Raw genomic sequence first — 23,365 nt, 5'->3', positions numbered from 1 at the left:
CACACCCTGTGCCAAAAAAGAAGCAGGCAAAGACATCCATCCGGCCGCCCTGTACGAAAAAAGGCTGCCCCGGATCACCGATTGATCCATGTGTTGTGGTTTACTGTCCGTCCCTGCCAGCGCCGCCCGCTAGATAGAAACACTAGATGTTGTGGCTGCTTCGTTGGCCTGCACAACCTGACGTATGAACCCCCTCAGCGTCAACGCATTTTTAAAAGTTTTTTGACATCTTTTGACTTGACCATTGCCGTCCCGTCAGGTGCGGCAATGGCCCATGTGATTCATTACCGGACACGTGGCCAACCCGACCCGCCTGCCCTGACCGGCAAAACCCAAATAAAGCGGGTCACTTACGCCACAAACCTAAGAGTTTTGTTTACCCAAGGGCACCCGCTGTGCGGAACCGGATCATGTATTTTGGGCCCCATTGTCGCGCTGCCTGTTTCATGTTCATCTGGGCCCAAGGGAACAGACGGGATGACGATATGCACCGAATCTTTGTGATCATCATGCTGGCTGTTGCAGGATGCACACCCATAAATGGGGGGGCAGATCCGGCGGACGGGCGCACCGCAGCCCGATTCAGCGAGCGCCCCGACGATCTGTTTGCCGCGCTAGAGACAACCTGTTCTGATCCCAGCGACACCTTCGTGCGCGAAAGTGCGGATCGGGTGCAATGCCGGTCGTTTCTGCCGCCCGAACCGACTGCAGCGCTGATCCTGAATTACGATGGAACGCTGGATGATCTGCCCAAACTGGTGGTTCAGTTTTCGGGACAGCGAGATGTAGACGGATATGTGCTGGAAAACAGCTATTACGTAAGCGTTCCGCAAAAACGCGGGCCCGCGCTTCAGGTGCGGCAGGGTGATTGGCTGGTCGAACGCAGAATGCGCGCCCTGATGCGCGCTGCGGGCGGATCGCCGGTCTGAACCGACGATCCTGATGGAAGCGCTCTGTGCCAACGCCTTGGGGGGACAGCGGCACAGAGCGAACAACGAGCCCCTGTTATTATCCAGCAGCCCCCACTTTGCGCTTACGGCGCGCCACTAGTAAAAGACCCAGACCGCCAGCCAGCAAAGGCGCGGTTGTGGGCAACAGCACCGCAGATACGGCATGGGCCGTGGTGCGGAGTGTGAAGCTTGATGCGTCTATATCACCAAGCGATATCGCGTAGTTGAGGTTCAGGTTGGCCAGATCCTCAATCGCGCCGGTTGCGAAAATGTCTTCCCACGGATCACTGGCATCTGTCAGAATGGCGATGATCTCGTCCAATGTACCGGTTTCAAAGACGTCCAGTGTCTGACCAGGGGTACAGTTCGTTGGATTTCCCACTTCGCAGGTTTCCCCGACGGTGCGGCGCAGTTCCCATTCGTCCGCGCCGGTCTGCCATGCCATCAGCAGGTTGTCGGTGTCTGCATCATCATCGAAATCCCAGAACAGGCCATCAACCACATCCTCTTGCGAATTCCACGCACCGAACATGTTGAAGTATTCGCCGTAATAGCCTGCGGTCGAAATCATCGTATCGGTCTGGACCAGATCAAACCCTGTGCGGTCGCTGGCAAAGAAGCCGTCAATCAGGAAATTCGGGCTGTCATCGGCCGCGCCGAACAGACCAAAGGGAAATTGCGACGTGGATGACAGGCCGCTGTCGTTAGGCTGTGCCGAAAACTCGGTGGAAAAGGTCAGCTGATCTCCGGTTGCGGCAGTGAAACCGTTACCCACCCCAAAGCCAAGTTCAACCGTCACACCGTCAATCTGCTGCCCGCTGACGTTAATCAGCCGTCCAACTGGATTCTCGGGGGCGGACCGGTGTCTTCGTAGCTTAGGTTTTCTACTTTCAGGCCCGGGCTGATGGCTTCGGGTGGATCAAACACGATTTGTCCACTGCTGGTCGCAGACCCGACACCGCCGGTTACATCCGCATTATAGATCACGCTTACTCCGGGAAGCTGGTTTTCGGCGGGAGTGTCTTCCACCGGAATCGGCGCTGGCGTCGACACCACGTTGTCAGTGTTCCAGCCGGTAATAGACGCCGCAGACACCATCTGGGTTGATCCCAGCAATAGCGCCATGCCCATCATGGCGATCGGTGCCCTGTTGCTTTTACTTAACTTCATTCTTTGTAACTCCTTCACTTTACCAGACCCACCAGTTCGGCGGCCCCACCGTCGTCACCGCGTTGTTGTTCAAACACACAAAAGGGATTCGTGAACGCGGACCCGAATGCCTTATCCTGAAGCGAATAATAAATTCGCAATTTGATATATATCAAAAGAACGATGTAACTTGAGGATTTTTTCTGGGATCGGCCAAAACAGACTGTTTCGATTTAGCAATCAAACAGCGTCAACAGCACTTTTGATACGCGAAAACAGCGCATTATAGTCAAAAGAAAGATGCAAGAACCACGCCTGAAAGAACGCGCTCACCCGAACGGACGGCACTGGTTTTCAATAAGCCGCTGCGGGTTATTGTGCAGTCAGAACGGCCGAAACCGGCGCCAGTGCAATGCGCCCTGCCCGATCCTGCAGGCCCCACAAAAGCAGTGCGGAAATCGTATCGGGGCGAAGGCGGCCAACCATGATCACGCCACCTTCCTGACCGGCCTTGAACGCGGCCTGATCCAGAAAACGGCGGATCACAACGGCATCCTGCCCTGCCCCGTCAAAATCGCGGAATAAGGTGGCGGCAGGCACGCCGTCGCGCAAGGCCAGTTTCTGCACCGTGTTCAGACCTTTGGGTTGCGTGACCAGCCCCATACCAGCGTCGGCAAGGATCGCCGTCACCTGATCCGACATTTCGCGATTGCCCTGAATGCCCGTACCCGGACCTTCCAGAACGGCCACGGCTTCAGGCAGTGCGGCCAGAGCCACGCTCATCGACACTTCGGTATCGGTTGCGGAACTGACTTCGGGAAGATTAACCAGCGCCATCACTTCGAACCCGTCAGCACGATAACGCGCCATCTTTTCGGCCGCATTCGGCAGGCTTGTGTCAACCGCGAACGTCACAGGATAGGGAAAGGATGACAGCGCGTCAGCCCCTGCGGCGCCACCGGAAATGCCGGTTCCGTCATCCATCAGAACGATGGCCATCAAAGGCTTTTCATCGGGGTTTTCAAACGGGGCGGCAAAGCGCTGGATCGGCGGCAGGTCGGAGTTGAAATCCAGCGTTCCGGTAACCGTTTCGGCAACCGGTTCCTCTTGCGGTGTGTCGCCCAGGGTCGGCAACCGATTTGTCGCCACATTGGGGGCCAGTTTCGAAAGATCGCTGGCTGGCGCGCCTATTCCTGTCGGGCTTTGGGCTTGTTCGCTTTGTGTTTGCGCCTGTGAAATGTCCGGCGTCTGTTCCGGCTCTGGCGCGGTTGCGTCCGGTGTTTCGGGTTCCGGTTGAACCGGCTCTACGGGGGCTTCTGCCGCGGCTGTATCCACCTCGGGTTCTGCATCCGGGGTTGGTGCGGGCACCGGGGCCGCTTCCTCAACCACAGTTGCAGGCGCTGCCGGTTCGGGCAGCGGGGCGGTTACTGTTTCCGTTTCGGGCGCGTCAAGCGACTGTTCGGGTTGCGATACCTGCGAAGTAGCGGGCTGCGCCGGTTCGGTTGAAACCGATGCTGTCGCATCGCTGCTGGGGGCTTGAGGCACTGTGCCCTGTTCCAGAACCGGGGCGGGCGTTTCTGCCCCGACGTCAACCGCGCCAGTCTTGGCCGATTGGGCGGGTTCGGACAGTTCGGCGCTTTCCGCCGTCACATCGGGCGCGGGTGTGGGTGCTGTATCCGGAACCAGGGCGGCGGGTTCGGATTGTGCGTCCGGCATGGTTTCCGGCGCTGTTGCAACGGGCCCGGCATCCTGTTCTGTCGCAACGGACGGCGTTGTTTCCGGCGTTTGTGCATCGGTGCTGACGGCATCGGGCGCGGTTGCCGACACATCGGGTTTGGCTGGTCCGTCACTGAGCACCGAAACCGTTCCGGCCACACCCAATGACAGCAAACTGCCCCACATCACCCCGCTCAAGAATCCGCGTGCCACTGCTTTGTCCTCTGCCTTTGTGTCGTTCTCTGCCTCTGACTTGCGGCGCGCCAACCCTTGACGCTGCCCCGCAAGACTGAACATGTATGTCCGAACTCTTTATACAGCCATGCAGGCGTCAGCCTCCAGCCCCAGTTTCGCAAAGTTTCGCCTATGCTCTTGCTTATCGATAACTATGACAGCTTTACCTACAACCTTGTCCACTATCTTGGGGAACTTGGTGCCGATGTGGTGATTAAGCGCAACGATGCGATTGATGTGCAACAGGCCATGGCGCTGAACCCTGCGGGCATTTTATTGTCGCCGGGGCCGTGCGATCCCGATCAGGCCGGTATCTGCCTGGTGCTGACAAAAGCTGCGGCAGAAACCTGCACACCGCTGATGGGGGTTTGTCTGGGGCATCAGACCATCGGGCAGGCGTTTGGCGGCAAGGTTGTACGCTGCCACGAGATTGTACATGGCAAAATGGGCCGGATGCACCACACCGGCAGCGGCCTGTTTGCCGGATTGCCCACCCCGTTCGAGGCGACGCGCTATCATTCGCTGGTTGTCGATCGCGCCACCCTGCCCGACTGCCTGACTGTCACGGCAGAGCTTGAGGACGGAACCATCATGGGCCTGCAACACAGTGAATTGCCGATCCACGGTGTGCAGTTTCACCCCGAATCCATAGCATCCGAGCATGGGCACGCCCTGCTCAAGAATTTCCTGAAAGAACTGAAAGTCCCGGCATGAGTGACGCGCTTAAACCCCTGATCGACGCGGCGGCACATGGCCCGCTGACCCGTGCACAGGCTGAAACCGCCTTTGGTATCCTGTTTGAAGGCGAAGCGACCCCGTCACAGATTGGCGGATTGCTGATGGCATTGCGCACGCGCGGCGAAACCGTTGATGAATACGCCGCTGCCGCCGCCGTGATGCGGGCCAAGTGCCACAAGGTCAAAGCGCCCGAAGGTGCGATGGATATTGTCGGTACGGGGGGCGACGGCAAAGGCACGCTGAACATTTCCACGGCGACGGCGTTCGTTGTTGCCGGCGCCGGTGTGCCGGTGGCCAAACATGGCAATCGCAACCTCAGTTCGAAATCCGGAGCTGCTGATGCGCTGACCCAGATGGGGTTCAACGTGATGGTCGGCCCCAAAGTGGTGGAGCGCGCCATTGCCGAGGCAGGGATCGGGTTCATGATGGCCCCGATGCACCATCCGGCCACCGCCCATGTGATGCCGACGCGGGCGGAATTGGGGACGCGTACAATCTTTAACATTCTGGGTCCGCTGACCAATCCTGCGGGTGTGAAACGGCAGTTGACCGGTGCCTTTTCGCGCGATCTGATCCGTCCGATGGCCGAAACGCTGGGCCAGCTTGGATCGGAACGCGCCTGGCTGGCACACGGATCGGACGGCACCGATGAATTGACGATCACCGGCGTCAGCTGGGTATCGTCACTGGACACCGACGGGTCGGTAAGCGACATTGAGGTTCATCCCGAAGACGCCGGATTGCCGGTGCATCCTTTCGAAGCTATTCTTGGCGGCACACCGGAAGAAAATGCGCGCGATTTCAAGGCGCTGTTGTCCGGCGTTCATTCGGCTTACCGCGATGCGGTCCTGCTGAATGCAGCCGCTGCACTGATGGTGGCAGATGCCGTGCCTGATCTCAAATCAGGCGCGGAAATGGCTGTGCACAGTATTGACAGCGGTGCAGCGCAAGACAGACTGACGGCCGCCGCCCGCATTACACAGGACGCCACATGACCAAGACTATTCTGGACAAGATCAAAGCCTATAAACTGGAAGAGGTTGCCGCTGACAAGGCGGCCAAACCGCTGGAAGCCGTCGAAGAGGCGGCCCGCACCGCACCTGAAATCCGGCCGTTCACAGATGCTTTGTTCGCCGCGATGCGCAGCGGATACGGCCTGATTGCGGAAATCAAGAAGGCCAGCCCCTCCAAAGGACTGATCCGCGCCGATTTTGATCCGGCGGCCCTTGCCGCGGCCTATGCAGAAGGTGGTGCAACCTGTCTTTCGGTGTTGACCGATACGCCGTCTTTTCAGGGGGCCAAGGATTATCTGGTCGAAGCGCGCGCCGCCTGCGCGTTGCCGGTGCTGCGCAAGGATTTCATGTATGACCCCTATCAGGTGGTCGAGGCCCGCGCATTGGGCGCAGATTGCATTCTGATTATCATGGCGTCGGTTTCGGATGCACAGGCGCAGGAGCTGGAAGCAACGGCCACGGAATGGGGTATGGACGCTCTGATCGAAGTGCATGATCAGGCCGAGCTTGAACGTGCTGGCGCGCTGACATCGCACCTGATCGGCATCAACAACCGCAATCTCAAAACCTTTGAGACCACGCTCGACACCACGCGCACCCTGTCCAAACTTGTGCCTGCAGATCGTACCATTGTCTGCGAAAGCGGGTTGTCCACCCCTGCAGATCTGGCGGATATCGCGCGTTATGGTGCCCGCTGTTTCCTGATCGGCGAAAGCCTGATGCGGCAGGATGATGTGGCGGAGGCAACCCGCGCGTTGCTGGCCAATCCGCTGTTGCCGGGGGGCATGTGATGCCCCTGACGCATTTCGATAAGAAGGGCGAGGCGCATATGGTCGATGTGTCGGAAAAACCTGTGACAGATCGCATCGCTGTGGCCGAAGGTCACATCAGCATGGCGGCGCAAACCTTTGAAATCATTTCTGAAGGTAGCGCCAAAAAGGGCGATGTTCTGGGTGTTGCGCGGCTTGCGGGGATCATGGGCGCCAAAAAAACCGCCGATCTGATCCCGCTGTGTCATCCGTTGCCAATTACCAAAGTGTCCGTTGAACTGACCCTTGATCCCGATCTGCCCGGCGTGCGCATCACCGCAACCGTCAAGACCGGCGGCCAGACAGGCGTGGAAATGGAAGCGCTGAGTGCCGTCAGCATCGCCGCGCTGACCGTCTATGACATGACCAAGGCTGTGGACAAGGCGATGGAAATCGGCGGCATTCGTGTTGTTTTGAAAGATGGCGGTAAATCAGGTCGTTATGAGGCGAAATGAAAGTGATCAACACGGTGTTTGACGCGATCACGCGATGTTGCCTGCACAGGGGTTGCGCATGATCACCGTTTCCGAGGCGCTGGACCAGCTTTTCGCATTGGTACGCACGACCGGTGTAGAATACGTTCCCCTGATCGAGGCGGCAGGCCGCTCTTTGGCGCTGGATGTCAGCGCAGGTCGTGATCAGCCGCCGTTTGCCGCGTCATCAATGGACGGCTATGCCATTCGCGCGGATGAGGCGCAACCGGCGGCGATGTTCAAGGTTGTGGGCGAAGCGGCGGCGGGCCATCGCTGGCAAGGCAGTGTTGCTGCCGGACAGGCGGTGCGCATCTTTACCGGTGCGCCGGTGCCCGATGGTGCCGGATTTATCGCCATTCAGGAAGACGTGACGCGCAAGGGCGATCTGATCACGCTTAACCCCGATCTGGGCAGCAAGAACAACATCCGTCCTGCCGGTGCCGATTTCACCTCAGGAACAACAATGACCGCACCGCGCCTGCTTAGCCCGCAGGACGTGGCATTGCTGGCATCGATGAACGTGGCAACAGTCCCGGTACATCGCAAACCCGTGGTGGCCATCATCGCCACAGGTGACGAACTGGTGATGCCGGGCGAAAGCCCCTCGCCCGACCAGATCATTGCATCCAACAGTTTCGGATTGCATGCGATGCTGCGCAATCTGGGCGCCGATCCGCGTTTGCTGCCGATTGCGAGGGATACGGAACGATCCCATGAAACGGCATTTGATCTGGCCGCCGGCGCCGATCTGATCCTGACGATCGGGGGCGCGTCTGTTGGCGATCACGATCTGGTGGCCGGCGTTGCGGCCCGGTTGGGGATGGAACAGAGTTTTTACAAAGTGCGCATGCGCCCGGGCAAACCGCTGATGGCGGGCACATTGAAAGGATCCGCGATGGTTGGCCTGCCGGGCAATCCGGTGTCGGCCATGGTGTGTGGGCAGATTTTTGTAGCGCCGATGATCCGTGTGATGCTGGGCCAACCGCCGGCGCCCACTCCGCGCCAAAACGCACAACTGGCCGCGCCGCTTGGCGCAAACGGGCCGCGCGAACATTACATGCGCGCCCGCGTCGAGGCTGGCAAGATCACCGCGCATGACCGTCAGGACAGTTCGTTGCTGACGGTGCTGGCCTCGGCCAATGCGCTGCTGGTGCGCGCACCTGATGATCCGGCGCAGCCGGTCGGAACTTTGGTCAGCTATATCCCGATCTGATCGCGCTTGCCGTTACGGCAGCAACAGGTTGACACAAAACGGGAACATGCGTAGAACAAAAAGAAACGCATCAGCCGGAGGCGCGCAGCATGTTAACCAAGAAGCAACTGGATTTGCTGGAATTTATCCAGAAACGCGTACAACGTGACGGGGTCCCGCCCAGTTTCGACGAAATGAAGGAAGCGCTGGATCTGCGATCAAAATCCGGCATCCACCGCCTGATCACCGCGCTGGAAGAACGCGGCTTTATCCGGCGTCTGGCGCACCGCGCCCGAGCAATTGAGATTGTGAAACTGCCCGAAAGTCTGGGCGGCGCGCCGACATCGGGCTTTCAGCCCCGCGTTATTCAGGGTGACAAACCCGATGTTCCCCCGCCTGCGGCAGCACAGGCTGTATCGGGCACATTGTCCGTCGAACTGCCCCTGATGGGCCGGATCGCCGCCGGTGTCCCGATCGAAGCGATCAGCGATTTCACCAGAAACGTGGCCGTTCCGGGCCATATGCTTTCGGGCAAGGGTGATCATTATACACTTGAAGTCAAAGGTGATTCCATGATCGACGCCGGTATCAACGACGGCGATGTGGTCGTGATCCGCGAAACCAGCGTGGCGGATAACGGCGATATTGTTGTTGCCCTTGTCGAAGACCACGAGGCGACGCTGAAGCGGTTCATGCGCAAGGGCAACGCAATCGCGCTTGAAGCGGCGAACCCGGCCTATGAAACCCGTGTGTTCCCCGAAGACAAGGTGAAGGTTCAAGGCCGTCTGGTCGGGTTGATCCGCACCTATTGATCACGCCGCACGAAATCCAATATGCCGCCCCGCGTATCCGTCGCGGGGCGGCTTTTATTTTGGGTATCTGCGCCCGCTGTCGTTCGAGTTCCAAAGCCGCGCGCCCGTGATATCCTTGGCGGTGACGAAACGCACCTGCCCCTTGTCCGCATAAAGCGCTACGCTGCCGGTTTCACGCAGCCGCACCGGATCAAAGACGTCGCAGGCCAGCGCCGTTTCGGTGGGCACAGAAAACACCAGTATACCGCCTTTGATGCATTCGGCCTGCGCGGCGGCTTTTTTCCCGATGACGTGGGTCAGTGGTACGCCGCCCACATATGTCTGGCGAATACGGTCAGGCGGCCCATCCCAGCGGCTGGCGGCCTTTTCCTGATCGGCCCCGTCGCCATCGTTTTCCAACCAGTTCAACGCGATAAACCCGGCACCGCGCGGCTTGCTCAGCGCGCGGCCCTGATCTGTCATCACCCCGACCAAAGCGCCGGTATCAGCAATCAGAACCTGCGGTCGGTCAACCTGCGCCCACAGGGCCACGGCCAGCACCATCGGCACAAGACCACCCCAGCGCACCCGCCCCTGCCACAGGATCAGGAACAGTGCGCCGATTGCGATCAGGGGTAAAACCGCCGGTCCCGGCCCCGGCACGTAACCTTGCGCATTGTCCAGCCCCGCAACCCAGTGCGCGACACCCAGGATCCAGCGCAGGCCCAGCCCCATGGCCCAGAGGCCCAGTGCCTCGGCCCCGAAAGGCGCAAGACACGCGGCCAGAACAGCCGCCGGTATAACCAGAATGCCCATCAGAGGCACCGACAACAGGTTCGCGATCAAGCCGAAATGCGACACCGTGTTGAAATGCGCCGCCCCGATGGGCGCGGTTGCGACCCCCGCCACGGCAGAAGAGATGACAACCGCCAGAACCGGGCGCAGCCAGACCGGCCCCAACGTGATCTTGCGGTCACGCAATGTGCCAAATACGGCGACAAGAGCCGTTGTCGCGGCAAAGGACATCTGGAAACCCGGGCCAAGCAAGGCTTCGGGGCGCAACAGCAAGACCAGAATGGCGGCCACCGCCACGGCGCGCAGGGATATGGCCCGTCTGTCGACCATGACGGCACACAGCGCTACGGCAACCATTATGAATGCCCGTTCGGTGGCTACATTGCCGCCCGACAGCCCCAGATAGATGGCGGCTGCACACAGGGCAAACCCCGCGGCCAGCTTTTTTGAGGGCACGCGCAACGCCACAAATGGTAGCAATGCAACCGCAACCCGCACCGCCGAAAACACGAACCCCGCCAGCAGCCCTATATGCAGGCCGGAAATCGCCAGCAGATGCGCCAGGTTGCTGGCGCGCAGCGCGTCCAGCGCGGATTGCGACATCGCGCTGCGATCCCCGGTGGTCACGGCGGCCGCAAACCCGCCAATGTCACCCTCCAACACCTGCTGCACCCGCGCAGAAGCCGCCATACGAACCGAAAAACGCCCAATCCGCCACGCCATCCTTGCGGGGCATTCAGCGCGACAATGGGCACGCGGGTATAACCGACTGCGCCCAACCGCTGAAACCAGGCGTGGCGCTGAAAATCAAAACCGCCGGGTTCCACCGGGCCTGAGGGCGGTGACAGGTGGCCCGTTGTCATGATCCGCAAACCCGGCAAGGGGGCCGCGCCTGTTGCATCCCCGTGCAGGGAAATGCGCACACGTGTGGGGGTGCGCGGCGCTGAAATCCGCCCCAGAACCACCTGATCCAGCGTCAGACGCACCGCATCCGAAGCCGAGCGGTCGATGCCGATGATCCGCCCTTCCACAGAGCCGTAATAGCGCCAGCCCAGCACCGGCTCGCCCACCTGATGGGCGCGCGTTCCCGCGATCACGAAACCGGCGCCGACCAAAGCGAGCGCCCACACCAGCGGACCGATGATCCCACCGCAGCGCTTTGCGGCAAGTGCGGCACACCCCGAAAGGATCGTGCAGGCACATAGACCCAGACCGGCGGTTCAAAGCGCAAAGCGAAGTAGACAGCAATACCCGCGGCCAGACAGACCGGCACCCATGGAAACAGAAAGCCGCGCTGGTTCAGAACAATTGCCCCGATGTGATCGCGCAAAGCGGTGCTGCGCATGCTTGCCCCCGTTTGCGGCTATGGGTAGACAGTTTGGACCACGCTATGCCCGGCATGGTTACGGAAAGGTAAAGGCCCGCAATGTCCCAGAATGTCGTCACCCGTTTTGCCCCGTCGCCCACGGGGTTCCTGCATATCGGCGGGGCGCGTACGGCGTTGTTCAACTGGCTTTATGCACGCGGACGCGGCGGCAAGTTTCTGTTGCGGATCGAAGATACCGATCGCGCACGTTCTACCCCCGAAGCGACGGCCGCCATTTTGCAGGGCCTGGACTGGCTGGGACTGGACCATGACGGCGAGGTGATCAGCCAGTTCGAAGGTGCTGTGCGCCATGCCGAAGTGGCCCATGAATTGCTGGACGCCGGAAAAGCCTATAAATGTTTCGCCACGCAGAACGAGATTGAGGCGTTTCGCGAAACAGCGCGTGCCAGCGGCCAATCCACCCTGTTTCGCAGCCCGTGGCGTGATGCCGATCCTGCCACGCATCCCGATACGGCCTATGTGATCCGTATCAAGGCCCCGACCCAAGGCGTGACCGTGATCCGCGACCGTGTTCAGGGCGATGTCAGCATCGGAAATGACCAGTTAGACGATATGGTTTTGCTGCGCAGTGATGGCACACCTGTCTACATGCTGGCCGTGGTGGTGGACGATCATGACATGGGTGTCACCCATGTGATCCGGGGTGACGATCATCTGAACAACGCGGCGCGCCAGATGATGATCTATGACGCGATGGGATGGGATGTGCCTGTCTGGGCGCATATCCCCCTGATCCATGGACCTGACGGCAAAAAGCTAAGCAAACGCCACGGCGCACTGGGCGCGCAGGAATACCAGATCATGGGCTATTCTGCGGCAGGTATGCGCAATTACCTTGCCCGGCTGGGATGGAGCCACGGCAACGATGAATTCTTTACCGATGAACAGGCGCTTGACTGGTTCGATCTGGACGGCATTGGCAAAAGCCCGGCCCGTTTTGACACCAAGAAACTCGAGAATCTGAGCGGGCAGCACATCGCGGCTTCGGATGATGCTGCATTGCAGCAAGAAATCGCGGAATTTCTGGCCGTCAGCGGTGCCGACCCGCTGACACCGGAACAAAATGATGGTCTGGGACGTGCGATGTATTGCCTCAAGGAACGGGCGCGCACTTTCCCTGAATTGCTTGATAAGGCTGTGTTTATTCTGTCTTCCCGTCCAATCTTGCCGGACGAGAAGGCCGCTGTCCAGCTTGATACGGTATCCCGTGGTATACTGAAAGAATTGACGCCGCACTTGCAAAATGCTAGCTGGACGCGAGACGATCTGGAGGAGGTCATGTCCCGCTTTGCCGAGGCCAAGGGGACCAAGTTCGGAAAACTGGCAGGCCCACTGCGCGCGGCGCTTGCCGGACGGACAATGACACCTTCGGTATTTGATATGATGCTGGTGCTGGGGCAGGATGAAACCGTGGCCCGACTGGCCGATGCATCGCAGGTATAAAGACGGTCACACGCTGTTGAGCTTTGCGTGCCAAGATCGCTGATATTCAACCGGTCCCGCCGCCAAAGGACGGGACGCGCCGCGGCGGCATGATCCGCATGAAGCCCGGCCGATATAAAAGGGACGACCATGACAGAAAAAGCAAAATCCGCGACCCTGACCATTGATGGCACGCAATATGATCTGCCGATCTTTTCCCCCACGGCTGGACCGGACGTTGTCGACATCCGCAAACTTTATGCCCAGGCGGGCGTGTTCACCTATGATCCCGGCTTCACCTCGACCGCGAGCTGTGACAGCACGATCACCTTTATCGACGGTGGCAAGGGCGAATTGTTGCACCGTGGTTATCCAATCGACCAGCTGGCCGAAAAATCGCACTATCTGGAAGTGTGTTATCTGCTGATGAACGGCGAATTGCCGAATGCCGCCGAACTGGAAGATTTCGAAGGCCGCATCACCCGCCACACGATGGTGCATGAACAGATGCACAATTTCTTTCGCGGGTTCCGCCGCGATGCGCACCCGATGGCGACGATGGTGGGTGTTGTGGGCGCGATGTCGGCGTTTTATCATGACAGCACCGACGTCAATGATGAATGGCAGCGCGAAGTTGCCGCGATGCGCCTGATTGCCAAGGTGCCAACGATTGCTGCAATGGCCTACAAATACTCGATCGGGCAGCCGTTCGTGTATCCGCGCAACGATCTGGATTACGCAGCCAATTTCCTGCACATGTGTTTTTCGGTCCCGGCCGAGGAGTATGTGGTGAACCCGATCATCGCCCGCGCGATGGACCGGATTTTCACCCTGCATGCGGATCACGAACAGAACGCATCCACATCCACTGTGCGGCTGGCCTCGTCCTCTGGGGCGAACCCGTTCGCCTGTATCGCCGCCGGCATTGCCTGCCTTTGGGGTCCGGCCCATGGCGGCGCCAATCAGGCCTGTCTGGAAATGCTGCAAGAGATTGGCACACCAGACCGCATCCCCGAATACATCGCCCGCGCCAAGGACAAAGACGATCCGTTCCGCCTGATGGGCTTTGGCCACCGTGTTTACAAAAATACAGACCCGCGCGCCAAGGTTCTGAAACAGTCCGCGGACGAGGTTCTGGAACTGCTGGGTGTTGAAAACAACCCGACGCTGCAAGTGGCCAAGGAACTGGAAGCGGCGGCTTTGGCCGATCCCTATTTCGTTGAGAAAAAGCTGTTCCCGAATGTCGATTTCTACTCCGGCATCATTCTGGAAGCGATCGGATTCCCGACATCAATGTTCACGCCGATCTTTGCGTTGTCGCGCACGGTGGGCTGGGTATCGCAGTGGAAGGAAATGATCGCCGATCCGCAAAACAAGATCGGCCGCCCGCGCCAGCTTTATCTGGGCGAAACCCTGCGCGATTACGTGGATATCGAAGACCGCTAACTGCTTGCGGACGATTCTGCGACAGCACTAAAAAGCGCCTTTGTTCAGTGAAACAAGGGCGCTTTTTCCGTTAATCCGGTGCGACATGACCCTATTGGCGACAGAAACGAAACAGTGGCGTGATTTTCTTGACAGGCAGCCCACCCAGAACCTAACAAAGTATTAACGCGAGTGCGCGGAGTAAGGGGTATCACGCTGGTCCGGTTGTTTTGGACCCAGCCATAGCAGGGCAATTCCTGCGGCATAGGCACCTGGGGTGCACTGACACATCTTTATTCCATCCACTTGTGTGCGCTGCGTGCAGCGTCGTGCATATTCCGTGGGGGATAGAACTATGTTAACGACCATCTTTTTCATCAGTGCGATACTGTGGGGGTGGGCCGCTGTCGAAATTGCCGATGCCATCGACGATGATGACGAAAACGACGGCGACGACGACAGCTTTGGCACCGAAGCTGATGACGAACTGCGGACCGGCGCGGGCAACGATCTAATTCAGGCCGCGGCGGGCGATGATCTGCTGGATGGCGGCACCGGTGCCGACACCCTGCGCGCCGGCGATGGCAGTGATGTGGCCCTTGGCGGCAACGGGCCGGATACCTTGCGCGGCGGTGACGGTGACGATCTGCTGTCGGGTGGCAATGGCAACGATATCATTTTTGGTGAAAAGGGCGATGATCTGGTTGCCGGAGATGATGGCGATGATCAGGTTGCTGGCGGGGCTGGTGACGATATTGTCATCGGCGGCGAAGGGGCCGATATCCTGACCGGCAACAATGACGACGACATTCTTGTCGGCGGTCGGATCGGCGTCGATGATCTGGACGAAGACCAGCTGACCCAACTGCGCGCGGGCGAAGACCTTGAAACCGTGCTGGGCCTTGCGCCGGGCGATGCTATCACGCCCGTTGATGATGGCGATCCGGACACTCTGGACGGCGGGTTTGGCCAGGACACACTGATATTGGGTGTTGGCGATACCGGAACCGGTGGTGGCGCGGCAGATAACTTCATGCTGTTGCTGGAACAGGCGGCCGAAGGCGGCGCGACAATCACGGATTACAACGGTTCGTCCGATCAGATCCTGATCCTGCCCGATGATCCCAATGCCGATCCGGTGATCAGCATTCAGGACGATGGCGACGATGCACTGGTGCTGGCCGATGGCGAGATACTGGCCATTGTGCTGGGTGCTGCAGGCAGCCTGACACCTGCAGATGTGATCATTGCATCGCCACTTGTCGCGGCATAGGGCGGCTTTGCACACCCTGCCCTTTTAGTCAGCCCCAGAAAGATCAGCGGCCTTCGTATTGCGCGGGCCGTTTTTCCATGAAAGCCACAACACCTTCCTTGAAATCGCGGGTCTTGCCACATGCGCCCTGAACACGGGCCTCAAGCAGCAACTGATCATCCAATGTGTTATCAAAACTGCCGCGGATCGTATCCTTGACGCCTTTGTAAGCGGCGGTCGGACCCTTGGCGAGGTGCGCCGCACGGGCGCGCCAGTGATCGGCAAAACCGTCATCCGCCACCGATTCCCAGATCATGCCCCAGTCATCGGCCTGCTGGGCGGTGATCTTGTCGGCAAAAAGTGCTGCCCCCATCGCCTTGGCCATGCCCATCTGACGGGGCAGGAAATAGGTACCGCCAGCATCGGGGATCAGGCCGATCCGGGTGAATGCCTGAAGGAAATATGCGCTTTGCGATGCAATCACCACGTCTGCGGCCAGCGCAAGGTTGGCCCCAGCACCCGCGGCGGGGCCGTTTACGGCGGTGATCGTTGGCACGGGGCAGTCGTAGATCGCCCGCAGCATCGGCACGTATTCGTCGCGCAGCGTGCGTTCCAGATCCAGATTGGCGGCGCTGGCCCGGTCGCCCAGATCCTGACCGGAACAGAACGCGCGCCCTGCCCCTGTCAGCACCACGACCCGCGCCTCTGCGCCGGCGGTTTGAACGGCATGGGTGATCTCGGCGCGCATCTGCGTGTTCAGCGCGTTCATCACGTCCGGACGGTTCAGCGTGACAACCGCCGCGTCATTCTCAATCTCCAGGGTGATCGTCTGATATTCCATCTCGTGCCTCGCCATGTTGCAGTTTGCGGCACGGTATCGGCGGGCGCTAAGCGTGAAAAGCGAAACCGGACGTCATTGTTCCAAAATTTTCTTCAGACGGGCCTTTTCCGCGTCGTTCAGCGCGGTTTCATGTTGCTGCGGGGCACTGGCACGGCCGCGCAGGTAAACCACCCCGATGCCCCCCGCCAGGATCAGCATCAGCGGCCCTGCGGCCCATAACAGCCAGTTTGATCCGCCAACTGTCGGCTGCAACAGAACGTATTCGCCGTAACGGTCGACAACAAAGTCAATCACCTCGTCATCGCTGTCCCCTGCGACCAGCCGTTCGCGCACCAGAAGCCGCAGATCGCGCGCAAGATCGGCATTGCTTTCATCAATGCTTTCGTTGCGGCAGACCAGACAGCGCAGGCCCTTGGACAGATCGCGCGCACGCTCTTCCAGCACCGGATCAGCCAGAATTTCATCAGGCTGCACCGCGCCGGCCGGCGCGGTCCACGCCATCATCGCCAGCGCCAAAACCCAGATTACGTGTTTCCAAAAGGTCATTCCGCTGGCACACCTTGTGGCGTTTTTTTGGCGGCACCGGCGGCCACACGGAACCGTCTGTCCGACAGGCTAAGCGCGCCGCCAAGGGACATCAAAAAGCAGCCCATCCAGATCCAGTTGGTCAGCGGTTTGATGTAGGTCCGGATGGTCCAGCCACCGCTGGATTGCTGATCGCCAATAACCACATAGACATCGCGCAGAATTCGGTAATCGATCGCCGCCTCGGTCGTGGGCATTTGTGCCACGGGATAAATCCGCTTTTCAGGGCGCAGCACGGCGATTTCCTGTCCGTTTCTGGACAGCGAGATAACGCCGGTGGTGGACAGGAAATTCGGCCCCTCGACCTCCTTGACCTCTTGCAGGGTCATGGAATAGGCGCCGACCTCGAACGGGGTGCCAACCTGCACGACGCGGATGTCATCCTGTTCCCACGCCATCAGTCCAGCAATGCCGAACATCGTGACACCCAGACCGGCATGGGCAAACGCCTTGCCCCAATCCGCGCGGGGCAGACGTGTCAGGCGGGCCAAACGGCCACTGCCCCTGCCCGTACGCGACCAGATATCAACCGCCGCGCCAAAGACCAGCCACGCGCCCAGAAACAGGCCGATCGGGCCCATTCCGCTGCGTCCTGTCTGCATCGCAAAGGCCAGCACGGCCAGAGCCAGCGCCAGCGCAAACGCATAGCGCAGTTTCCAGAATGTCTGGCCCAGCCTGCCACGTTTCCATGGCAGCATCGCCCCAACCGGAAGGATCGCACCCAGAGCAACCATGAACGGCGTAAAGGCCATGTTGAAAAACGGCGGGCCGACGCTCAGCTTGCGATCAAAGAACATTTCCGCCACCAAAGGCCACATCGTGCCGACGAACACAACGAAACAAGCCACGGCCAGCAAGACGTTGTTCGCGATTAGCGCGCTTTCGCGGCTGACGGTTCCGAATATCCCCTTCGCCTCCATCACGCGGGCCCGCGCGGCAAACAACACCAGCGCCCCGCCCATGAAAAAAGCCATGATCATCAGGATGAAAACGCCGCGTTCGGGATCGTTGGCAAAGGCGTGGACCGATGTCAGAAGCCCCGAGCGCACGATGAACGTTCCGATCAGGGAAAAACCGAAGGCCAGAATGGCCAGCAGAATCGTCCAGCTTTTCAGGCTTTCGCGTTTTTCGACCACAATGGCGGAATGCAGCAATGCAGCGGCCAGAAGCCAGGGCATGAAACTTGCGTTTTCGACCGGATCCCAGAACCAGAACCCGCCCCAGCCCAGTTCATAATAGGCCCACCAGGACCCAAGCGCGATGCCGATCGTCAGGAAAATCCACGCCGCCAGCGTCCACGGACGCACCCAGCGGCCCCATGCGGCGTCCACGCGCCCTTCGATCAGGGCGGCAACGGCAAAGGAAAACGTCATGCTGAGGCCGACATATCCCAGATACAGAAACGGCGGATGGAAGGCGAGGCCCGGATCCTGCAGCAGAGGGTTCAGATCCTGCCCGTCAAAAGGCGGGACAGCCAGCCGCAGAAACGGGTTCGACGTGAACAGGATAAAGGCAAAGAATGCCACCGCAATCGCAGCCTGCACCGCCAGCACCCGCGCCTTGAGCGTGGGCGGAAGATTAGAACCAAACCATGCCGCCATCGCGCCGAACAGCGTCACGATCAACACCCACAGCAGCATTGATCCTTCATGGTTGCCCCAGACACCGCTGATTTTATACAACATCGGCTTGGCCGAATGGCTGTTCAGCACCACAAGTCGCAGTGAAAAATCAGATGTGACAAAGGCCCATGTCAGCGCCGCGAACGCAAAGCCCGTCAGCCAGAACTGCACTGTCGCGGCCGGTTCTGCCGCCGCCATCCATCCCGGCCAACGTTTATAGGCCCCGACCATGGGCACAATTGTCTGAAAAATGGCCACCATAAAGGCCAGGATGAGGGCGAAATGTCCGAGTTCTGTAATCATGACGCTGTTTATAATCGCCCGGACAGGCGCGGCCAATCACAATCGGACAGGAATGCGGTTCACATTGTCGCGGGGCGTCTGGTTTGCGCGCTTTTGCGCCATGCGCTTAGGGCTGCATTTTCTTCATCGCCATCCGGCACTTCCAGGGCAGCGGCCTCTTTCGGTCGGGTTTCCATGGTTTGCAGCTCGCGAAGGTTATTCAGAACCTCTGGGACACGCCCCATAGTGCCGACAATCTCGCGCTGGAACTGCTGCGATTTCACCTGATGGCGCGCCCCGAAATAGAACGACACCACGACGCCCAGCAACCACCACAGCGGTTCGGGCACCAGAACAATGCCCTGCATTCGCGCGGCGAACCACACCGGATCCACCATCGCCGCCACGAACAGGCCCAGCGTACCAAAGGCCATCGCCGGTCGCGGCAGACGGTTCAGCCCATCCATCAGCCTGTCGAAAGTGCCCTTGCGCGGAACGGCGAATTCGGCGGCATGCTGTTGCATCGCCTGTATTTGTATCGCCTCGCTGCGTTGTGCACCCGCTTCGGCGTTTTCGCGAAACACTTCGGCGGTATCACGGATGACGTTGCGCCCGTCGCCAAAGATCAGCCCGATGATCTGCCCGATCAGTCCCATGATTTTGTCCTTTCTTGAAATTGCGACACCGTCAGGTGGTAATGCGGTGCCATGAAGGTTTCGGCCCGCGTGATCCAGCCGCCCTTGCCGCCCTTTCGGGTGCGGGCATATTTACGGCTGGCGGGGCGGCGATCGGCCAGATCGAAGTAATATCTGCGCCGTTCAATCGCGTAGGCATCGGCCAGATGGGCGGGCCCGCGTTCATAGGCATCCGCCGCTGCCTTTTGCGTCTGTGGCCCGATCATACCGTCCGCGGTGATACCATACCCCATCTTAAGCAGCAGATTTTGAAGGATTTTCACAGCATTGGTACCGGCATTGACATACATATCGAACACGCTGCCATGTAGCGCGGCTGGCAAGCTGGCGATGTTCGGTCGTTTGAAGTAGTGGATCAGAAAGATATCGGTTGCCTGTTCGCGGCTAAGCGCCTGAACATCGCGGTGATCCGTTATCCCGTTGGCGTCCAGATCAATGCCAAGTCGGCGCAAGGTGCCAAGGGTCACGCCAAATTTGGTCGCGCCGCCCGGATCATCGGGATCGTTCACATAGCCGCCTTCGCGGGCGACAATTTCTTTCGCAATCTGTTGGATGTCGGGCATCGCACAGCCTCTGTTGGCATGTTCTATGCGACAGGAAACTGCGTATCAGACGTTAATTATTGTTGGAGACAGCGCGCGGTGTTTGCGGTTTATACCTAGTTTGTCGCCGCTTCGGACACCTGGTCGGGATCCTGATAGACGCCCTGCTCCTTCAGCGCGTCAATCACTTCGGCGGGCATGTAGGTTTCATCGTGTTTCGCAAGGATTTCCGTAGCTTCGAACACACCGTTCACGTAACTTCCGGTGCCGACCATGCCTTCGTTTTCGGAAAACAGATCGGGCAGAACGCCCGCATATGTCACCGGAACAGATGCGCCACCATCGGTCACACTAAAGCGGATGGTTTCACCCTCTCCACGTACGATACTGCCTTCTTCAACCAACCCGCCAATGCGGAACACTTCGGTCGGTTGCGGCGGTTCCGCCAGAATCTGCGAGGGCGCGCGGAAAAAGTTGATACCGTCGCGCATCGCGTATCCGATCAACACCACCGAAACAATCAGTGCCAGAAACGTAAGCAAAACCACTTGAATACGGCGGGTTTTCTTAAGGTTTTTCATCGCATCCTCTTACGGAAAAAGGGGTGCCAGCATTAACCCCTCGGTCTCATCCTCACCTAACATCAAATTCGCGTTTTGCAACGCCTGCCCGCTGCTACCTTTTGTCAGGTTATCCAGCGTGGCCACGACAATGGCGCGGTTTTCGATGCGGTCGGCAGTCACCCCGATATGGCAGAAGTTCGACCCGCGCACGTCATGGGTGCTGGGCGTTGCGCCAAAGGGCAACATGTGAATGAACACCTCGTCCGCGTAGGCGGTGCACAATGTATCATAAACGATTTGCGCATCGCCTTTGACATAACAGGTGGCCAGAATGCCGCGATTGGCGGGGATCAGGTGCGGTGTAAACTGCACTTTGACAGGGCGTCGGGCCAACCGGCTGAATTCCTGATCAAATTCACCCAGATGGCGGTGCGTGCCACCCACCGCATAGGCGTTGGTGCCTTCTGACAGTTCCGCGTGCAGCAGATTTTCCTTGAGGCTGCGCCCCGCACCGGAAACGGCGCATTTCAGATCAAGAATAATGTCATCTAGATCGATCACGGCGTTGGCAATGAGCGGACGCAGCGCAAACTGCCCGGTGGCCGCATTGCACCCGGTGCCTGCGACCAGCCGTGCAGCGGTAATTTCATCACGATAGAATTCGGTCAGGCCATAGACCGCCTCGTCCTGCTGGGCCAATGCGCTGTGCGCATTGCCGTACCATTTTTCATAGGCTGCCGGATCACGCAGCCGGAAATCCGCGCTGAGATCAACGATCTTCAGGGGCGCAGGCAGCGCGGCAATCACCTGTTGCGAGGTTTTGTGCGGCAGCGCGCAGAAACACAGATCAACCGTGGAAAAATCGATTTCATCGATGGTGCACAGCGTTGGCAGGTCCAGATGGCGCAGATGCGGGAACACATCGGCCATCACCATGCCCGCCTTGCGGTCTGCCGACAAGGCGGCGATTTTCATATTCGGATGGGTGGCGATCAGCCGGACCAGTTCGGCACCGGTATAGCCGCTGGCGCCCAGAATTGCGATGTTGTGGGTCATATCGGACCTCTTTCAATGTCGGTTGCACCGGTTCAAGGTGCGCGTGTAAGATTTTGTAAAGTCTTAAACAACAGCGATTATGCTGCCTGAAATGTGATCTGTCGTCGCAAAACTTGCGTTGCGCGGTCGCTGACCCGCTTGGGATCGCCTGTGGTCAGAAAGGCAGTGTGCCCCGCGCCTGTCATATCGGGATGCCGGGTCAGGTAATCGGCCAGCGATTCCGCCACCAGCCCCGCCTGCGAAAAGACACTGACCTCGGGACCAAGCGCCTGCTGGAACGTGTCCTGCATCAGCGGATAATGGGTACACCCCAACACCGCTGCCTGCGGATGGGGCATTTTGCGTTTCAGCGCATCCACATGGCTGCGCACCAGCGCCTCGGCCAGAATCATATCGCCTTCTTCGATGGCATCGACAACGCCACCACAGGCCTGTGCCTCTACATCGACACCGATGGCACGAAACGCCAGTTCACGCTGAAACGCACGGCTGGCAACGGTGGCGGGTGTGGCAAACAGCGCCACATGCTTGACCCCAACCTCGCGCGGAGGAGAATTGTCGCCCCAGTTGCGTTCGGTCAGCGCCTCGATCAGGGGGACAAAAACACCCAGAACACGCTTGTCAGCAGGCAGCCAGCTTTCCTGCATCCGGCGCAAGGCGGCCGCACTGGCTGTGTTGCAGGCAAGGATAACCAGATCACAGCCTTCGGCCCAAAGACGTTCGACCGCCGCACAGGTCAGATTATAGATATCGTCTGCCGTGCGCACACCGTAAGGTGCGTGGGCACTGTCGGCGAAATAGACGAATTCCACATCCGGCAGCCGCTTTGACACGGCGTCCAGAACCGTCAGCCCGCCCAGACCTGAATCAAAAATTCCAACTGCCATGTCGTCCTTCAGGCGCGATGCCGTTCCTCGAATTCAAAGCCGTAATCATAAGAGTTGAGCGGCGTTGGAGACAGCTCATACGTGGCTTTGCGAAGGAAATCCATCATTGCTTTGGCATCTTTTGACATCGGGTCCAGAACGTCACGCCCGATCGGATCGCCGACGACAATATCGACAGGTGTATCGACCCGTTTGTTGAATTCCTGGATCAGCAATCCCAGGCGCAGGGTATAATGCAGGTGGCTGGCAATCTGAAACAACCGCGAGGTGTGCCCGTCAAAGAACAGCGGCACCACCGTCGCCTCCGATTTGGCCACCATCCGGGCGGTGAAACTGCGCCAGCCCGGATCCATGGGCCGCGAAAACGGTTTGGCGGCTGTACTGACCGTGCCACCGGGGAACACGCCAATCGCGCCGCCCTGCCCCAGATAATCCAGTGCGGTGGCGCGGGTTTTGAGGTTCAGCTTCAGCGCGTCCTTGGTATCATCAAAACTGATCGGCAGCAGGACACGGTTCAGATCCTCGGCCCGTCTGAACACTGAATTGGCCAGTATCCTGAAATCGCCGCGCACGGTGGACAGGATATGGCCCATGATCAGCCCGTCCAGAATGCCATAGGGGTGATTTGCGATCAGGATCAGCGGCCCGTCCTTTGGAATGTGGCGCAGCGATCCGGCAATGACGTTCAGTGTCAGCCCATAGCGTTCGACCATGACCTGCCAGAAATCGCGCCCGGCCGCGATCTCTTGCTCGTATCCATCTGCCCGCTTGATCAGGCGCAGGCGACCTGTCGAATTTTCAAGCAACCGGACAATGGCCCGCCCGCCGCGCGATGCAGCGGAATGGGAATAGGTGATATCACGTGTGATTTCGCGCCTTGAAGACATGGCCTGTGCATCCTTCTGCGCCCGACACGGTGTCGGACGGTTCGCGGCCAGCCTATGAC

At 59.3% G+C, this 23,365-nt stretch carries 25 protein-coding genes; 10 read left to right on the top strand and 15 right to left on the bottom strand.

Annotated elements, in window-relative coordinates; genetic code table 11:
• The first annotated feature begins 485 nt into the window (after nucleotides 1-485).
• The gene (locus tag C1J05_RS09170) at nucleotides 486-929 is read left to right on the top strand and encodes a hypothetical protein (protein ID WP_162797974.1); all 444 of its coding nucleotides are present in this window, start codon (nucleotides 486-488) and stop codon (nucleotides 927-929) included.
• Nucleotides 930-1,008: 79 nt separating this feature from the next.
• Here C1J05_RS09170 and C1J05_RS09165 read toward each other — a convergent pair whose 3' ends face one another.
• From C1J05_RS09165 to C1J05_RS09155, 3 genes are all read right to left on the bottom strand, one after another.
• Nucleotides 1,009-1,749, bottom strand: a complete 741-nt coding sequence (locus C1J05_RS09165; RefSeq protein WP_114869984.1) for a choice-of-anchor F family protein — start codon at nucleotides 1,747-1,749, stop codon at nucleotides 1,009-1,011.
• 29 nt (nucleotides 1,750-1,778) lie between these two features.
• Nucleotides 1,779-2,120, bottom strand: coding sequence for a hypothetical protein (locus C1J05_RS09160; RefSeq protein ID WP_162797973.1), 342 nt, complete (start codon nucleotides 2,118-2,120; stop codon nucleotides 1,779-1,781).
• 351 nt (nucleotides 2,121-2,471) lie between these two features.
• Nucleotides 2,472-4,112, bottom strand: a complete 1,641-nt coding sequence (locus C1J05_RS09155; RefSeq protein WP_254684750.1) for a divergent polysaccharide deacetylase family protein — start codon at nucleotides 4,110-4,112, stop codon at nucleotides 2,472-2,474.
• A gap of 69 nt (nucleotides 4,113-4,181) precedes the next feature.
• On the opposite strand from C1J05_RS09155, the gene C1J05_RS09150 reads away from it, so the two are divergent.
• From C1J05_RS09150 to lexA, 6 genes are all read left to right on the top strand, one after another.
• Entirely contained in the window at nucleotides 4,182-4,763 is a 582-nt protein-coding gene (locus tag C1J05_RS09150) for an aminodeoxychorismate/anthranilate synthase component II (protein ID WP_114869982.1), read from the top strand.
• Complete coding sequence (gene trpD, locus C1J05_RS09145; protein ID WP_114869981.1) at nucleotides 4,760-5,782, top strand: anthranilate phosphoribosyltransferase; 1,023 nt, start codon at nucleotides 4,760-4,762, stop codon at nucleotides 5,780-5,782. The genes C1J05_RS09150 and trpD overlap by 4 nt, the downstream gene beginning before the upstream one ends.
• Nucleotides 5,779-6,591: an indole-3-glycerol phosphate synthase TrpC gene (gene trpC / locus C1J05_RS09140; protein WP_114869980.1), complete on the top strand. Its 813-nt coding sequence runs from the start codon at nucleotides 5,779-5,781 to the stop codon at nucleotides 6,589-6,591. Before trpD ends, trpC begins: the two co-directional genes overlap by 4 nt.
• Nucleotides 6,591-7,064 (top strand): cyclic pyranopterin monophosphate synthase MoaC, encoded by a 474-nt coding sequence (moaC, locus tag C1J05_RS09135; protein ID WP_114869979.1) that lies wholly within the window; start codon nucleotides 6,591-6,593, stop codon nucleotides 7,062-7,064. Before trpC ends, moaC begins: the two co-directional genes overlap by 1 nt.
• A 58-nt stretch (nucleotides 7,065-7,122) precedes the next feature.
• Nucleotides 7,123-8,295, top strand: a complete 1,173-nt coding sequence (locus C1J05_RS09130; protein WP_114872223.1) for a molybdopterin molybdotransferase MoeA — start codon at nucleotides 7,123-7,125, stop codon at nucleotides 8,293-8,295.
• An 89-nt stretch (nucleotides 8,296-8,384) separates the two neighbouring features.
• Complete coding sequence (lexA, locus tag C1J05_RS09125; protein WP_114869978.1) at nucleotides 8,385-9,086, top strand: transcriptional repressor LexA; 702 nt, start codon at nucleotides 8,385-8,387, stop codon at nucleotides 9,084-9,086.
• A 54-nt stretch (nucleotides 9,087-9,140) separates the two neighbouring features.
• Here lexA and C1J05_RS09120 read toward each other — a convergent pair whose 3' ends face one another.
• Genes C1J05_RS09120 through C1J05_RS22130 form a run of 3 tightly spaced genes read right to left on the bottom strand, consistent with a single transcriptional unit; the run spans nucleotide 9,141 to nucleotide 11,205 of the window.
• Complete coding sequence (locus C1J05_RS09120) at nucleotides 9,141-10,523, bottom strand: ComEC/Rec2 family competence protein (protein WP_368073737.1); 1,383 nt, start codon at nucleotides 10,521-10,523, stop codon at nucleotides 9,141-9,143.
• Nucleotides 10,484-11,005, bottom strand: coding sequence for a DUF4131 domain-containing protein (locus C1J05_RS22135; protein ID WP_368073746.1), 522 nt, complete (start codon nucleotides 11,003-11,005; stop codon nucleotides 10,484-10,486). Before C1J05_RS22135 ends, C1J05_RS09120 begins: the two co-directional genes overlap by 40 nt.
• Nucleotides 10,954-11,205, bottom strand: coding sequence for a hypothetical protein (locus C1J05_RS22130; RefSeq protein WP_368073736.1), 252 nt, complete (start codon nucleotides 11,203-11,205; stop codon nucleotides 10,954-10,956). The genes C1J05_RS22135 and C1J05_RS22130 overlap by 52 nt, the downstream gene beginning before the upstream one ends.
• A gap of 81 nt (nucleotides 11,206-11,286) precedes the next feature.
• Between C1J05_RS22130 and gltX the strand changes: the two genes are divergently transcribed.
• The 3 genes from gltX (at nucleotide 11,287) to C1J05_RS09105 (ending at nucleotide 15,367) form a co-directional block, all read left to right on the top strand.
• Nucleotides 11,287-12,690: a glutamate--tRNA ligase gene (gltX, locus tag C1J05_RS09115; RefSeq protein WP_114869977.1), complete on the top strand. Its 1,404-nt coding sequence runs from the start codon at nucleotides 11,287-11,289 to the stop codon at nucleotides 12,688-12,690.
• A 129-nt stretch (nucleotides 12,691-12,819) separates the two neighbouring features.
• Nucleotides 12,820-14,115 carry a citrate synthase gene (locus tag C1J05_RS09110; protein ID WP_114869976.1) on the top strand — a complete coding sequence of 432 codons (1,296 nt, stop codon included), beginning with the start codon at nucleotides 12,820-12,822 and terminating at the stop codon, nucleotides 14,113-14,115.
• A gap of 334 nt (nucleotides 14,116-14,449) precedes the next feature.
• On the top strand, nucleotides 14,450-15,367 hold the full coding sequence (locus C1J05_RS09105) for a calcium-binding protein (protein ID WP_114869975.1): 918 nt from the start codon (nucleotides 14,450-14,452) through the stop codon (nucleotides 15,365-15,367).
• Between the two features lie 43 nt (nucleotides 15,368-15,410).
• Here the strand turns inward: C1J05_RS09105 and C1J05_RS09100 are convergent, their stop codons facing one another.
• From C1J05_RS09100 to C1J05_RS09060, 9 genes are all read right to left on the bottom strand, one after another.
• Nucleotides 15,411-16,187, bottom strand: coding sequence for an enoyl-CoA hydratase-related protein (locus C1J05_RS09100; RefSeq protein ID WP_114869974.1), 777 nt, complete (start codon nucleotides 16,185-16,187; stop codon nucleotides 15,411-15,413).
• 72 nt (nucleotides 16,188-16,259) lie between these two features.
• Nucleotides 16,260-16,733, bottom strand: a complete 474-nt coding sequence (locus C1J05_RS09095; RefSeq protein WP_205389216.1) for a cytochrome c-type biogenesis protein — start codon at nucleotides 16,731-16,733, stop codon at nucleotides 16,260-16,262.
• On the bottom strand, nucleotides 16,730-18,697 hold the full coding sequence (locus C1J05_RS09090; protein WP_114869973.1) for a heme lyase CcmF/NrfE family subunit: 1,968 nt from the start codon (nucleotides 18,695-18,697) through the stop codon (nucleotides 16,730-16,732). Before C1J05_RS09090 ends, C1J05_RS09095 begins: the two co-directional genes overlap by 4 nt.
• A gap of 59 nt (nucleotides 18,698-18,756) precedes the next feature.
• Nucleotides 18,757-19,332: a holin family protein gene (locus tag C1J05_RS09085; protein ID WP_114869972.1), complete on the bottom strand. Its 576-nt coding sequence runs from the start codon at nucleotides 19,330-19,332 to the stop codon at nucleotides 18,757-18,759.
• Nucleotides 19,323-19,934 (bottom strand): holin-associated N-acetylmuramidase, encoded by a 612-nt coding sequence (locus C1J05_RS09080; protein WP_114869971.1) that lies wholly within the window; start codon nucleotides 19,932-19,934, stop codon nucleotides 19,323-19,325. The genes C1J05_RS09085 and C1J05_RS09080 overlap by 10 nt, the downstream gene beginning before the upstream one ends.
• Before the next feature lie 95 nt (nucleotides 19,935-20,029).
• Complete coding sequence (gene ccmE, locus C1J05_RS09075) at nucleotides 20,030-20,494, bottom strand: cytochrome c maturation protein CcmE (protein WP_114869970.1); 465 nt, start codon at nucleotides 20,492-20,494, stop codon at nucleotides 20,030-20,032.
• Between the two features lie 9 nt (nucleotides 20,495-20,503).
• On the bottom strand, nucleotides 20,504-21,532 hold the full coding sequence (gene argC, locus C1J05_RS09070) for an N-acetyl-gamma-glutamyl-phosphate reductase (protein WP_114869969.1): 1,029 nt from the start codon (nucleotides 21,530-21,532) through the stop codon (nucleotides 20,504-20,506).
• 77 nt (nucleotides 21,533-21,609) lie between these two features.
• Nucleotides 21,610-22,419 carry a glutamate racemase gene (locus C1J05_RS09065; RefSeq protein WP_114869968.1) on the bottom strand — a complete coding sequence of 270 codons (810 nt, stop codon included), beginning with the start codon at nucleotides 22,417-22,419 and terminating at the stop codon, nucleotides 21,610-21,612.
• Nucleotides 22,420-22,427: 8 nt separating this feature from the next.
• Nucleotides 22,428-23,306, bottom strand: a complete 879-nt coding sequence (locus C1J05_RS09060) for a lysophospholipid acyltransferase family protein (protein WP_114869967.1) — start codon at nucleotides 23,304-23,306, stop codon at nucleotides 22,428-22,430.
• Between the last annotated feature and the right edge of the window lie 59 nt (nucleotides 23,307-23,365).

This window comes from Sulfitobacter sp. JL08 (assembly GCF_003352045.1).
Lineage (GTDB): Bacteria > Pseudomonadota > Alphaproteobacteria > Rhodobacterales > Rhodobacteraceae > JL08.
Note: the sequence above shows the minus strand (reverse complement) of the source record. Positions and strands in the feature narration are given on the sequence as shown.